9 protein-coding genes, 2 tRNA genes and 5 pseudogenes are annotated in these 12,844 nt (G+C 51.8%); 6 read left to right on the top strand and 10 right to left on the bottom strand.

The features are described 5' to 3' along the window. Window positions 1-113 precede the first annotated feature (113 nt). Both ACWWJF_RS21565 and ACWWJF_RS21560 read left to right on the top strand, forming a co-directional pair. Window positions 114-189: transfer RNA gene (locus tag ACWWJF_RS21565), tRNA-Asn, on the top strand. A gap of 218 nt (window positions 190-407) precedes the next feature. Continuing rightward, window positions 408-1,079 (top strand): annotated as a pseudogene (locus tag ACWWJF_RS21560) (tyrosine-type recombinase/integrase); the annotation flags it as partial. A 115-nt stretch (window positions 1,080-1,194) separates the two neighbouring features. On the opposite strand, the pseudogene ACWWJF_RS21555 reads toward ACWWJF_RS21560, so the two are convergent. The 5 genes and pseudogenes from ACWWJF_RS21555 to rluB all read right to left on the bottom strand — a co-directional run. Continuing rightward, a pseudogene (locus ACWWJF_RS21555) lies at window positions 1,195-1,698 on the bottom strand (ATP-binding protein); the annotation flags it as partial. A gap of 9 nt (window positions 1,699-1,707) precedes the next feature. Continuing rightward, window positions 1,708-2,876 (bottom strand): IS3 family transposase gene (locus tag ACWWJF_RS21550; RefSeq protein ID WP_455870534.1). Its coding sequence is split into 2 segments (ribosomal slippage): window positions 1,708-2,621 and window positions 2,621-2,876, totalling 1,170 coding nucleotides; the frame shifts between segments, so codons are not numbered across the junction. A 73-nt stretch (window positions 2,877-2,949) separates the two neighbouring features. Next, window positions 2,950-3,912 (bottom strand): annotated as a pseudogene (locus ACWWJF_RS21545) (IS256 family transposase); the annotation flags it as partial. 183 nt (window positions 3,913-4,095) lie between these two features. Next, a complete protein-coding gene (locus ACWWJF_RS21540; protein WP_455870533.1) occupies window positions 4,096-4,275 on the bottom strand; it encodes a hypothetical protein in 180 nt (59 codons plus the stop codon). A 137-nt stretch (window positions 4,276-4,412) separates the two neighbouring features. Further along, window positions 4,413-5,285: a 23S rRNA pseudouridine(2605) synthase RluB gene (gene rluB / locus ACWWJF_RS21535; RefSeq protein WP_455870532.1), complete on the bottom strand. Its 873-nt coding sequence runs from the start codon at window positions 5,283-5,285 to the stop codon at window positions 4,413-4,415. 280 nt (window positions 5,286-5,565) lie between these two features. Here rluB and ACWWJF_RS21530 point away from each other — a divergent pair, with 280 nt between their 5' ends. Beyond that, window positions 5,566-5,895 carry a GNAT family N-acetyltransferase gene (locus tag ACWWJF_RS21530; RefSeq protein ID WP_455870531.1) on the top strand — a complete coding sequence of 110 codons (330 nt, stop codon included), beginning with the start codon at window positions 5,566-5,568 and terminating at the stop codon, window positions 5,893-5,895. 607 nt (window positions 5,896-6,502) lie between these two features. Here the strand turns inward: ACWWJF_RS21530 and ACWWJF_RS21525 are convergent. The 3 genes from ACWWJF_RS21525 to ACWWJF_RS21515 form a co-directional block, all read right to left on the bottom strand. Further along, window positions 6,503-7,183: a phage tail fiber protein gene (locus ACWWJF_RS21525; RefSeq protein ID WP_455871198.1), complete on the bottom strand. Its 681-nt coding sequence runs from the start codon at window positions 7,181-7,183 to the stop codon at window positions 6,503-6,505. 51 nt (window positions 7,184-7,234) lie between these two features. Next, window positions 7,235-8,442 (bottom strand): IS3 family transposase gene (locus ACWWJF_RS21520; protein ID WP_455871197.1). Its coding sequence is split into 2 segments (ribosomal slippage): window positions 7,235-8,121 and window positions 8,121-8,442, totalling 1,209 coding nucleotides; the frame shifts between segments, so codons are not numbered across the junction. A gap of 83 nt (window positions 8,443-8,525) precedes the next feature. Next, window positions 8,526-9,386: a pyocin knob domain-containing protein gene (locus ACWWJF_RS21515; protein ID WP_455870530.1), complete on the bottom strand. Its 861-nt coding sequence runs from the start codon at window positions 9,384-9,386 to the stop codon at window positions 8,526-8,528. 181 nt (window positions 9,387-9,567) lie between these two features. Between ACWWJF_RS21515 and ACWWJF_RS21510 the strand changes: the two genes are divergently transcribed. Further along, a protein-coding gene (locus ACWWJF_RS21510; RefSeq protein ID WP_455870529.1) for an IS3 family transposase occupies window positions 9,568-10,736 on the top strand; the annotation gives its coding sequence in 2 pieces (ribosomal slippage) (window positions 9,568-9,823 and window positions 9,823-10,736; 1,170 coding nt in all). Beyond that, window positions 10,714-11,007 carry a leucine-rich repeat domain-containing protein gene (locus tag ACWWJF_RS21505; RefSeq protein ID WP_455870528.1) on the top strand — a complete coding sequence of 98 codons (294 nt, stop codon included), beginning with the start codon at window positions 10,714-10,716 and terminating at the stop codon, window positions 11,005-11,007. Before ACWWJF_RS21510 ends, ACWWJF_RS21505 begins: the two co-directional genes overlap by 23 nt. A 9-nt stretch (window positions 11,008-11,016) precedes the next feature. On the opposite strand, the pseudogene ACWWJF_RS21500 reads toward ACWWJF_RS21505, so the two are convergent. Continuing rightward, a pseudogene (locus ACWWJF_RS21500) lies at window positions 11,017-12,224 on the bottom strand (IS256 family transposase). Window positions 12,225-12,294: 70 nt separating this feature from the next. Between ACWWJF_RS21500 and ACWWJF_RS21495 the strand changes: the two are divergent. After that, window positions 12,295-12,390, top strand: a pseudogene (locus ACWWJF_RS21495) (tyrosine-type recombinase/integrase); the annotation flags it as partial. Between the two features lie 102 nt (window positions 12,391-12,492). Here the strand turns inward: ACWWJF_RS21495 and ACWWJF_RS21490 are convergent. Continuing rightward, a tRNA-Ser gene (locus ACWWJF_RS21490) sits at window positions 12,493-12,580 on the bottom strand. Window positions 12,581-12,844: the final 264 nt, after the last annotated feature.

Genomic DNA, 12,844 nt, shown 5'->3' with positions numbered 1-12,844 from the left:
AACACCCTGATAATTCGAAGAATTGATTATTAGATCGGCAATCAGTAAAGATTGTGCATCACACCCTTTGACAAGCCCATACGCTATCGCTATTATCCACCGCACTCACCGATTCCTCTGTAGTTCAGTCGGTAGAACGGCGGACTGTTAATCCGTATGTCACTGGTTCGAGTCCAGTCAGAGGAGCCAAATTCTTGTTTTCATGCCGCTTTGCGAATCCCTATGTGATTCAGATTCAATAAGTTAGCGTGAAAAGTCTTCCCGATGCATTTTCAGTTTTCCCTCCGCATCGGGAGAATTTGGTGGTCAGATTTGGGGTCAAGTTGGTTCGATGACGGAGTGACCCCCAAATGCCTCTTAACGACGCAAAAATCCGCAACTTAAAATCATCCGCAAAACCCTTCAAAGACATCATGCGTCATGCCGTGCATCAGGAGTTGATAGAACACAATCCGGCGGCAAATCTGGACGGTATCATCGCCCCTCCGGTTAAACGCCACTACCCTGCCCTTACGCTGGAGCGACTACCGGAACTGTTGACTCTGATTGGCGAATACCAGCAAGGACGAGAATTAACACGTCTGGCAGTCTCACTCACTCTGCACCTGTTCATCCGTTCCAGCGAACTTCGCTTTGCCCGTTGGGCTGAGATCGATTTCAGAAACAAAATCTGGACCATTCCTGCCACTCGCGGGGCCATCCCGGGTGTCCGCTATTCCGGGAGTGGTGCGAAAATGCTCATACCACATATCGTTCCCCTCTCCCTTCAGTCCATCGCTATTCTGAAACAGATACGGGAAATCTCCGGGCATCAGGAGCTGATATTTCCAGGTGATCATAATCCGTATAAACCGATGTGCGAAAACACGGTCAACAAGGCACTGCGGCTGATGGGTTATGACACGCAAGATGAAATCTGCGGCCACGGATTCCGGGCAATGGCCTGTAGTGCCCTGATGGAATCTGGCTTGTGGTCACAGGATGCGGTTGAGCGCCAGATGAGCCACCAAGAACGTAACAGCGTACGAGCAGCTTATATTCATAAATCGGAGTATCTGGATGCCCGTGAGGCGATGTGATGTAGCCCCTGATGTAGCTGCGTATTCGCATGCGATCGATCATCGATTCGCATCTAAGGTCGATCACGTTTTCGCATCGTAATCGATCACCCGGGAACCTAACTTTTTTATCGTTTTAGCGTGTTTCTTCTGCGCTTTCCACTGCCAGGCTATTTTTCCTTAATGATTCTCCCTGAAGCTCCACTCTGTGAGAGTTGTGGATCAGCCGATCCAGGAAGGCATCTGCCGCCGTCGGGTTTTCCATCACTCCGTACCATTGCTCCACCGGCAACTGGCTGATAAGGATCGTGCTGGTTTGCCCATATCGCTCTTCCGTTATTTCCAGCAAGTCATTGCATTGCCGCGTTGTGATAACTTCAAGACCAAGGTCGTCCAAGATAAGAAGCTCTATTTTTTGAAGCTGTTTCAGTTGCTTAAGCCAGCTGCCATCCAGTCGGCCCTGCTCAAGCTGATCCAGCAGCCGACCCATGCGCCAGTATTGAACGCTTCTCTTTTGCCGGCACGCCTGCTCGCCCAGGGCACAACCTACCCAGCTTTTTCCGCTGCCAGTTGGCCCTGTTATCAGGATATTCTTGCTGTGGGTGATGTAATGCCCGTTCAGAAGCTCGCGCATCTGTTCGTGTAGTGGTCAACTAATATTGGCCACCGCATTAGACTGTATGTAGAACAGTCGCTCAGATTCGTTTGGAGTTAAGCCGCCGTTATACCAGTGAGGCCGGATAGCGCTGTAATACCCCGTGATGTAGCGGATAATCGCGTCCTGGGCTTCGCTGAAGCTGTTGTAACCCTTTGTCGGCACCCATTCTGTCTTCAGGCTGCGGAAGAACCGCTCCATTGGCGCATTATCCCAGCAGTTACCCCGCCGACTCATACTCTGCTTTATCCGGCAGCGCCACAGGGCTTGCCGGTATTGACGGCTGGTATAGTGGCTGCTCTGGTCGCTGTGGAACATGACTCCTGTTGGTTGTCCCCGGAGTTCCCAGGCCATCTGCAACGCTTTAACTGTCAGCGCCGAGTCCGGCGACGTCGACATGGCCCAGCCCACCGGTTTGCGGGCGAACAGGTCTAGCTCCACCGCAAGGTAAGCCCAGCATTTGCCCGTCCAGATGTAGGTCACATCGCCGCACCAGACCTGATCCGGCGCGGTAACCGCGAACTGGCGGTTGAGATAGTTCGGTATTTCAACGTGTTCATTGCCGCCGCGTTTGTATTTGTGAGCCGGTCGCTGGCAGCTGGCGATACCCAGCTCCTTCATCAGCTTGCCAGCCAGCCAGCGCCCCATGTTGACACCAGAGCTGCCGGTGACGATGGTCGCGATACTTCGAGCGCCGGCAGAGCCGCCGCTGGCGTTCCAGGCTTCCATGACGCGACTACACTTAACCACGCGCTCACCGTCGGGTTCATTAGCGGAAGCCTGCCAGTGCCTGTAGCTGCTGCGATGTACCTCAAAAGTTTGGCACAACGCCGTGACCGGGTATCGCGCCCTCAGCCTGTCGACTACCGTGAACCGTTGAGTGAGTCCGACATTAAGAGCGCCGTAGCCTTTTTTAGGATTTCGTTCTCCATTTCAAGGCATTGGACTTTTTTCTTCATCTCACGCAGCTCGAGCTGTTCAGGGGTAAGAGGAAGTCCCGTTGGCGTTTTTCCCTGTCGTTCGAGGCGAAGCTTATTGACCCAGCGACTAATGGCAGAATGGCTGACATTAACCGCCTCTGCGGCCTTAACGTATGTGTAGCCGTGGTCGACAACCAGCTTTGCGGCTTCGAGCTTAAATTCCGCCGTAAAATGTTTACCCATGAGGTCACCTGTCGTGTTGATGAGGTGAGCATATCACCTCCGATCAGGTGGCCAGTATCAGTGTGCCACTACACACCACCTTTTTCACTGCGTCGTCAGTCGGGAACACCTTGCGTTTTTTAATCGCATGCCGGATCACACTGTTCAGCGACTCGATGGCGTTGGTTGTGTCGATGACTTTGCGGATATCTGCCGGGTAAGCGAAGAACGTTGCCAGATTGCTCCAGTTCGTCTGCCAGCTCCGGCTTATCTGTGGATAGCGGCTGTCCCATGCGCTGGCGAATGCTTCCAGCGCCTGCTGGCCTGCTTCTTCCGTAGCGGCCTGATAGATGGCTTTCAGGTCGCGTGTGACGGCTTTGTAGTCCTTCCAAAAGACGAACCTCAGGCTGTTGCGTACCATGTGCACGGTGCACCGCTGGATGCGGGCTTCCGGATACACCGCGTTGATGGCGTCCGGGAAGCCTTTCAGACCGTCGACACAGGCGATGAGGATATCGTTCAGGCCGCGGTTTTTTAGTTCTGTCAGCACATTGAGCCAGAACTTCGCGCCCTCGTTTTCGGCCAGCCACATACCCAGCAGTTCTTTCTGGCCCTCGATGTTGATACCCAGTACCAGGAACACGGATTTATTGATGACGCGACTGTCCTGCCGGACCTTCAGGATGATACAGTCAAGGTAAAAAATGGGATAGACTGCATCCAGTGGACGATTTTGCCATTCAGTAACTTGTTCCATCACGGCGTCGGTGACCTTCGAGACCAGCGCCGGTGAGACATCCGCGTCATACAGCTCTTTGAACGCATACGCTATCTCGCGGGTGGTCATCCCTCTGGCGTACAGGGACAGGATTTGGTTATCCATCCCGGTGATCCGGGTCTGGTTTTTCTTCACCAGTTGTGGTTCGAAGGAGCCATCACGATCGCGCGGAGTACGTAGTGCCAGAGGGCCATCGCCGGTGGTCACGGTGTTTGTGGAATAGCCGTTGCGGGAGTTGGCCCCCGGTTTGGGCTGATTTTTATCGTAGCCCAGATCATATCGTTATACACATCTTTCTAACGCACTGTTTAATCAATGAGTTACGGGTTTATCTCAGAGTGGCATTTTGAACCTCAAAAAGCCAATGGGATGGCTTGAATGCCTTAATTCACGGGGTTCTGAGCATCCTGTTCAAAAAATGGCCAAAAGATGTGTATAACGATATGGTTCTGAGCATCCTGTTCAAAAAATGGCCAAAAGATGTGTATAACGATATGAGCCCAGATGGTGGGACATTTCGGCGTTGAGAGCAGCCTCAACGCTGATTTTCTTCAGCAGGCGATCGAATTGGCTGAGAGCGTCAGGGGTTTTGAGATTTTTGGCCAGTTCGTTAGCCAGAGCCTGCAACTGTTTTTCGTCCATAAATTAACCTGTTTTTGATGCTGGATTGAACATATCAAAATCAGGCAATTACACAAATTTATGTACAGGGTCGGGTGTGGCGACGACACACCCCGTGTAAAACCAGCTACCTTAACGTCACGCTTTTAATATCACACTTAGCCGTTACGCTTTGGCGCACTACGCCGCGCAGGACCTGCCTGGCCGTGACTTTTTACCGCACGACGAATTTGATTGGCTTTCACCCGACGACGCTCACGCTCAACCGGCAGCTTGCTGGTGGTTTCCGCCGGCAATTGCACCAGTTCGCGCAGATAGTTAAGTTGTTCGAGCGGCATTTCCGTCCAGCCACCGCGCGGCAACCCTTTTGGTAATGGAATGTCGCCATAGCGCACGCGAATCAGGCGACTTACTTGCACGCCAACCGCTTCCCACAGACGACGCACTTCTCGGTTACGCCCTTCTGTCAGCGTAACGTTATACCACTGGTTTAATCCTTCACCGCCGCTGTACTTCAGGGTGCAGAACGATGCAGGACCGTCATCAAGCTGTACGCCTTTGGTCAGCAGCTTGAGTTTATCCTCATCCACTTCACCAAACACACGCACCGCATATTCGCGTTCCACTTCATGACTGGGGTGCATCAAGCGGTTTGCCAGTTCGCCGTCGGTGGTGAACAGCAGCAGGCCGGATGTATTCACATCCAGACGCCCTACCGCCACCCAGCGCGAACCGCGCATTTTCGGCAAACGATCGAACACCGTCGGGCGACCATCGGGATCGCTGCGGGTGCAAAGCTCACCTTCTGGTTTGTAATAAATCAGTACGCGACAGACCGCTTCTTCGGTTTCTTTAACAGAAACCACGTGACCATCGATACGAATGCGGGTTGCTTTGGTTACCTCGACGCGGTCGCCCAGCGTCGCAATTTTGCCGTCCACGCTCACACGGCCTGCCTGAATAATGCCTTCGATCTCGCGGCGTGAGCCGTGGCCAGCACGCGCCAGCACTTTTTGTAACTTTTCGCTCATTGAGCAGCCTCAGAGTGTCGCCTTCACAGGCGTCGGATAAAACAATGAGTTAACGTTAATTTCCGCATAACTCACTGATGAGTATCTGTTTAACAGAGGAATCCGGGCAACGCCCTCCCTGTTTATCGCCACATCGCCGTACCCGTAGCGCGAGTGGCCGATCATTCTACATGAATTTTAGGCTAAAAAGCGCATCTTGTTTGAGTACAACGGCATATCAACCGATAATCCTGTTTCCAGGGAACCGTATACGCTAGCGCCGACACTATAGGAAACGTCCATGACATCGATTTCACCACTGGTCTGCCGTGATGCCACGCACTACGACAGCCATCAGCTCGTCGCCATATTGACCGAATGCTTCACGGATTATGTGATCCCTTTCACCCTCGATGGCCCGACGTTTGCCACACGCTTTAACGCAGAGGGTCTGTCGTTGACCGAGAGCCGCATCTGGAGCGTCAACAACAACCCGGTAGCGCTGGCAATCATGGTGCGTCGCGGCTCGCGTTGCCGCTTGGTCGCCTTTGCTATTCATCCGCGCTGGCGCCGTGGCGGATTGGGAACAGCGATGTTGGAGCATCAGCGAAAGTCTAAAATAATAATATGATATTTATCATATACTTATGTTATATTTGTGCTCAAAAAATAGGCAACAAAACACAACAAAGCACGACAATACACGACATTTTTATCAATAAGTTACCGTCCATTTCGACTTGCAGACTACATCAGAATCTCCCAAATTTGACCGCTGAACGCTCCACATTTGACGAAGGAAATCCCATTCGCTATAGCCGCTTTCAGGTGCTTCAACACACGCTAAATAGCTGCTCCTAATACCGCCACACCCTTCACAAGCCTTGGGCACAAGGGATAATCAGCTTCCCGTCCCAGAAGCCTTTTATATCAAGGCTCAGGAGTGGTAGTGATGAGTAGCAAAATAATCACCTATAGTTACCAAGTGATCTACTATTCGGAACAGCTATTTATTTCTTTAACCGTAGCACCTCGACAAGCGCAAAGAAATGATGCAATGGTGGGCTGATAGGATAGCCATCCTTGGCATTCACACCGCATTTTTACGCAATAACACGGCACATTACGTCACCGTACGACACGTGCACGGCACGCAGATCTTAGTGGTTGGAATCTGTGAACGATTGGTTTCATTGATGTGAATGAAGCGCCCGACATTACCACCGGACGCTATCATTTCAATTCACTACGGTGTTGCAGTAAACATTACTGTGCATTACTTTCGGTTTGAGCTCCTCACGTTCTGGCATTTGCACGCGTACCGATATGAAGGTGTCACGCGGGATGTCGATCGAGTCGCCGTTCGTGTAGCCCTCTATCTCATTGCGGGCGAAAGCGGGCGCATCCGGATGTGGCCGGTGATAGGTCCGAATGACCATAGAGCCATCCGGGTTTATCTGCGAACTCCCCTCATCGCCGCCATAGTCCACCCACAGGCGGGGTAACTTGTTACGGCACATCGGCACATCGATACCGCCCTCATCACCGCCCCAGGCACGATCGGCATTCAGCCCCAAACAGTCGGAAATGCGGTACACCCCTTCGTTCAGGCGCTCGGTGGTGATGCCCTCGGCTTCGCTGGTGAGTTCGCTGGTGCCGTCAGCAAACAGCTTCACAACCGGGCTTGCTGTTTTCCAGAAGCCGTTGGCGTCGGATACAGCATTCAGCCCTGCCGCCAGTAGCGGATATGTCCATTGGTAAATACGTTTACCATCAGCCGGATTAATCGATATATCGCCGTTTTCGTTGAAATAGATCCCGTTACTTGCTTTATAGTTATGCAACGTTAGCGTATTTACGTTGCCACCACCGTAACCCAAATACCATCTTGAATTTCCATCAGCGTCACTTCCTCGGATGAACGACGACTTTCTGATCTTGACCCACCATCTCCGGACAGCTTTTGTATCTTAAGTTAACGATGCCCGCTGGCGCCGATATTCTCTTGGGGAGTTGTATCCCAGCGCACTGTGCGGATGGTTTTCATTGTAATGATTGAACGCCGCTGCAAGATTCTTCAGCGCTGTTCGCACATCGGGTTTTGGCATGAAGGCGATGTAATCTTCCTTCATCGTCTTCACGAACCGTTCTGCCATGCCGTTACTCTGTGGACGGCTCACTGCTGTTGTGCAGGGCTCCAGATTCAGTTCTCTGGCGAACTTCCGCGTTTCATGCGCTGTGTACGCTGAACCATTATCCGTCAGCCATTGCACTGGTTTATCCGGCAGCGCGCTACCGAAGCGTTTTTCCATCGACCTCAGCATCACATCCTGCACGGTTGAACTGTCATAACCCCTGGTGCTCGCTGCCCAGTCTATGGCCTCCCGGTCGCAGCAGTCCAGTGCGAACGTCACCCGCAGCTTCTCGCCGTTGTCACAACCGAACTCGAAGCCATCTGAGCACCAGCACATATCGCTCTCTGCTACCGCGATTTTGCCTTTATGCTCCCGCTTCGGACGTTCAGTTTTATCATGCAACAACAGCAGGTTATGCTCGCTCATTATCCTGTAAAGCCGTTTGGCGTTCACCGGTGGAAGTCCCTCTGCACGACGTTGCTTACGCAGGATACCCCACACTCGGCGGTAACCGTAACTGGGCATGTCGCTGATGATACGGAGGATGTCCGATAATATCTCAGCATCAGCTTCGTCATTACGCCGGTTGCTGCGCCTGTCCAGCCAGTCGGCAGAACGGTTAACCCGCAGTGACAGCTGCGCACGCGACACGCTCATGGCGCGGCTGACCAGAGCTATTCCCCGTCCTTTGGCAACAAGGGCGCGTGCGCTATCCATTTTCGCGACTGGCGGTACTCCACTGCTTCTTTGAGGATCTCAACTTCCATCGTCTTCTTACCCAGAAGTCGCTGTAGCTCCCGGACCTGCTTGAGGGCAGTCGCCAGCGCCGAAGCTGGAACCACTTCTTCTCCGGCCGCAACGGCGGTGAGGCTTCCTTCCTGGTATTGCTTCTTCCACTTAAACAAAAGGCTGGGCTGGATGCCATGCAGGCGGGCTACATGGGAGACGTTCATCCCCGGCTCCATTGTCTGCTGAATGATGGCGATTTTCTCTTGCAGAGTTTTACGCTTACGGACTTCTTGCCCTAACAGGATCCCGGTCATTTCAAAATTAGCATGATTGTTAGACATATATCTAAGCCTATCTCTTATCTGGAGATACAGCTACTGTCTGGTGTTACAGGGGGCTACATCATGAACGACGACTTTCCTTGTTCAGCAGGGAAGATCATGAACGCTTCTGAATTCCTACGAAATTGCTTTAGCCCACTTATGTTTTGCGCAGTATCAAGCGTTGCGGGGTTTGGCAGATTTGCGCTAGTCCAAAACTCATCCCATGTTGTCCATGCATCGCTCGGTGTTGGCTTGCTTCTGATAAAAATGCGCTTTGAAACAGGGGTGATATAAATCTGCGTAATGCCGTAGCTGGTCACACTGTTGTAGAGCACAAGCAGGTTCCCAGCGGACACCACAGGATAGTTCCTTGCCGCCGTGGCGTTTGCGGTCGCATTCTGCCACCAGATACCCTGGTAATCGGTCCCGATAACATTGTTCAGGTCATTGGTTCCAAGCGCGCCTTTCAGCAAGAAAACATCGCTGGAATTGGCTTTCCCATTCAGCGCCGTATCCCACGCCCGTTGCGAGCGAACGGTAACGGTCTGACCGTCTGGCGTGGTCAACGTAACGTTTCCCGTTCCGGTTAATATCTGCTGCCAGCTTGATAACTGCTGCTGGTAATAAGCAAGCGTTGAGGCAAATTCATGCGCAAACTGCTCAATGGAAACCGTCGGAGAGGTGGGAATAGCATAGGCTTTACCCGTTCCCGTTGTGCCAGTGAACGCAGATACCAGCGTTAATTGTGTATCGGATTGTACAGACTCAATTTCATAAATTTGAACAGTGCCAGCAGCGGGCAATAATAACATCCGCCCTGCTGATACACCGTTTAATGGATGAGTGAATTGGGTTCCTGTGCACGTAATGATTTTGCTGCCGTTAGTGGCAGCGATGGTTCCCGTTTTGTACCAAGCCATATTTTCACCACACAAAAAAAAACCGCAGAATGCAGTTTATGGTTTTCGATAGTGCTGGTTGATAAACCAACATGATAGATATTTTTGTTTTCTAAAAATCACCAATGGTAACTAGGCTGTGTCTGTAGTGGCACACTGATACTGGCCACCTGATCGGAGGTGATATGCTCACCTCATCAACACGACAGGTGACCTCATGGGTAAACATTTTACGGCGGAATTTAAGCTCGAAGCCGCAAAGCTGGTTGTCGACCACGGCTACACATACGTTAAGGCCGCAGAGGCGGTTAATGTCAGCCATTCTGCCATTAGTCGCTGGGTCAATAAGCTTCGCCTTGAACGACAGGGAAAAACGCCAACGGGACTTCCTCTTACCCCTGAACAGCTCGAGCTGCGTGAGATGAAGAAAAAAGTCCAATGCCTTGAAATGGAGAACGAAATCCTAAAAAAGGCTACGGCGCTCTTAATGTCGGACTCACTCAACGGTTCACGGTAGTCGACAGGCTGAGGGCGCGATACCCGGTCACGGCGTTGTGCCAAACTTTTGAGGTACATCGCAGCAGCTACAGGCACTGGCAGGCTTCCGCTAATGAACCCGACGGTGAGCGCGTGGTTAAGTGTAGTCGCGTCATGGAAGCCTGGAACGCCAGCGGCGGCTCTGCCGGCGCTCGAAGTATCGCGACCATCGTCACCGGCAGCTCCGGTGTCAAAATGGGGCGCTGGCTGGCTGGCAAGCTGATGAAGGAGCTGGGTATCGCCAGCTGCCAGCGACCGGCTCACAAATACAAACGCGGCGGCAATGAACACGTTGAAATACCGAACTATCTCAACCGCCAGTTCGCGGTTACCGCGCCGGATCAGGTCTGGTGCGGCGATGTGACCTACATCTGGACGGGCAAATGCTGGGCTCACCTTGCGGTGGTGCTAGATCTGTTCGCCCGCAAACCGGTGGGCTGGGCCATGTCGACGTCGCCGGACTCGGCGCTGACAGTTAAAGCGTTGCAGATGGCCTGGGAACTCCGGGGACAACCAACAGGAGTCATGTTCCACAGCGACCAGGGCAGCCACTATACCAGCCGTCAATACCGGCAAGCCCTGTGGCGCTGCCGGATAAAGCAGAGTATGAGTCGGCGGGGTAACTGCTGGGATAATGCGCCAATGGAGCGGTTCTTCCGCAGCCTGAAGACAGAATGGGTGCCGACAAAGGGTTACAACAGCTTCAGCGAAGCCCAGGACGCGATTATCCGCTACATCACGGGGTATTACAGCGCTATCCGGCCTCACTGGTATAACGGCGGCTTAACTCCAAACGAATCTGAGCGACTGTTCTACATACAGTCTAATGCGGTGGCCAATATTAGTTGACCACTACACTATAAAAGATGACAACTATTCACGTTCAGCAGCGTTAATAAACACAGTACCAGTGATGCCTACCACACATTCAAGCGTATCTACTCAAACTATAACGACACCTAATAATCCTGAAGAATATCATGCTTTTTGGAAAGCATGGGAGAAAAGTTCCCCACATGGTGAAGGAGAAAAAAGAGATATCGCAGTGGCAAGGCTGCAAGATTGTTTGGAAAGAAATTCTGTCTCCCTTAACTTAGACCCTGTACATGATTCTGTGTAAATGCCTTTCTCAGTAGTGACCGTCCAGGCGGTCACCGAACTCGATAATAAAACGGCTCATTGCCATACGCCAGTCCCGCAGTGGCATCGTCCATTTCTGTGAGGCCGACTGGATTGCCAGCCACACCACCTTTTTCACTGCGTCGTCAGTCGGGAACACCTTGGTTTTTTAATTGCATACCGGATCACACTGTTCAGCGAGTCGATGGCGTTGGTTGTGTCGATGACTTTGCGGATATCTGCCGGGTAAGCGAAGAACGTTGCCAGATTGCTCCAGTTCGTCTGCCAGCTCCGGCTTATCTGTGGATAGCGGCTGTCCCATGCGCTGGCGAATGCTTCCAGCGCCTGCTGGCCTGCTTCTTCCGTAGCGGCCTGATAGATGGCTTTCAGGTCGCGTGTGACGGCTTTGTAGTCCTTCCAAGAGACGAACCTCAGGCTGTTGCGTACCATGTGCACGATGCACAGCTGGATGCGGGCTTCCGGATACACCGCGTTGATGGCATCCGGGAAGCCTTTCAGACCGTCGACACAGGCGATGAGGATATCGTTCAGGCCGCGGTTTTTTAGTTCTGTCAGCACATTGAGCCAGAACTTCGCGCCCTCGTTTTCGGCCAGCCACATACCCAGCAGTTCTTTCTGGCCCTCGATGTTGATACCCAGTGCCAGGAACACGGATTTATTGATGACGCGACTGTCCTGCCGGACCTTCAGGATGAAACAGTCAAGGTAAACAATGGGATAGACTGCATCCAGTGGACGATTTTGCCATTCAGTAACCTGTTCCATCACGGCGTCGGTGACCTTCGAGACCAGCGCCGGTGAGACATCCGCGTCATACAGCTCGTTGAACGCAGACGCTATCTCGCGGGTGGTCATCCCTCTGGCGTACAGGGACAGGATTTGGTTATCCATCCCGGTGATCCGGGTCTGGTTTTTCTTCACCAGTTGTGGTTCGAAGGAGCCATCACGATCGCGCGGAGTACGTAGTTCCAGAGAGCCATCGCCGGTGGTCACGGTGTTTGTGGAATAGCCGTTGCGGGAGTTGGCCCCCGGTTTGGGCTGATTTTTATCGTAGCCCAGATGGTGGGACATTTCGGCGTTGAGAGCAGCCTCAACGCTGATTTTCTTCAGCAGGCGATCGAATTGGCTGAGAGCGTCAGGGGTTTTGAGATTTTTGGCCAGTTCGTTAGCCAGAGCCTGCAACTGTTTTTCGTCCATAAATTAACCTGTTTTTGATGTTGGATTGAACATATAAAAATCAGTCAATTACACAAATTTATGTACAGGGTCTGGACACAAAACCGAAATGCAGGTGATTACCTATGATCGCAAGACAAAAATCAGCCCTACTCTCGATTTACCATTAATCAATAAAAGTGAATAATCATGCAGTTAAGCGAAATGGATATACCAACAAAGTATACCAAGTGAATACCAACAGGGAGAAAAGCAAGATGGGAAACTACAGATAAGTACTTGAAAAAAGTGGCGGAGGAGGTGAGATTCGAACTCACGGAGCTGTTACACTCGGCGGTTTTCAAGACCGCTGCCTTAAACCACTCGGCCACCCCTCCACAACGAAGCGAACTATAAACACAGCCCGTCAGGTTGTAAAGCCTGATAACGCTCAACTGCGCTAAAAATAACCTATTTAGCATTAACTGGACGTAATATCATCATAATGCTTATAAAATTAGCACTTCACAGCGTAAAGAAGGGTAAAACGTCTTTAATAACCCTATGCAACCATCTATGCTGATATCCTGAGTCGGCTTTGTTGAATAAACAGATTTTATGCTACCAGCCCAGTAAAACGATTGTTTCCAGCAAGGTAAAAT

The sequence above is a fragment of the Symbiopectobacterium sp. Eva_TO genome, from assembly GCF_053848865.1.
Note: the sequence above shows the minus strand (reverse complement) of the source record. Positions and strands in the feature narration are given on the sequence as shown.

What these genes read in the sequence shown, in the direction of transcription:
- ACWWJF_RS21540 (WP_455870533.1), bottom strand. Translation starts at nt 4,275, where the DNA reads ATGGACGAAAAACAGTTGCAGGCTCTGGCTAACGAACTGGCCAAAAAT.
- rluB (WP_455870532.1), bottom strand. Translation starts at nt 5,285, where the DNA reads ATGAGCGAAAAGTTACAAAAAGTGCTGGCGCGTGCTGGCCACGGCTCA.
- ACWWJF_RS21530 (WP_455870531.1), top strand. Translation starts at nt 5,566, where the DNA reads ATGACATCGATTTCACCACTGGTCTGCCGTGATGCCACGCACTACGAC.
- ACWWJF_RS21505 (WP_455870528.1), top strand. Translation starts at nt 10,714, where the DNA reads ATGCGGTGGCCAATATTAGTTGACCACTACACTATAAAAGATGACAAC.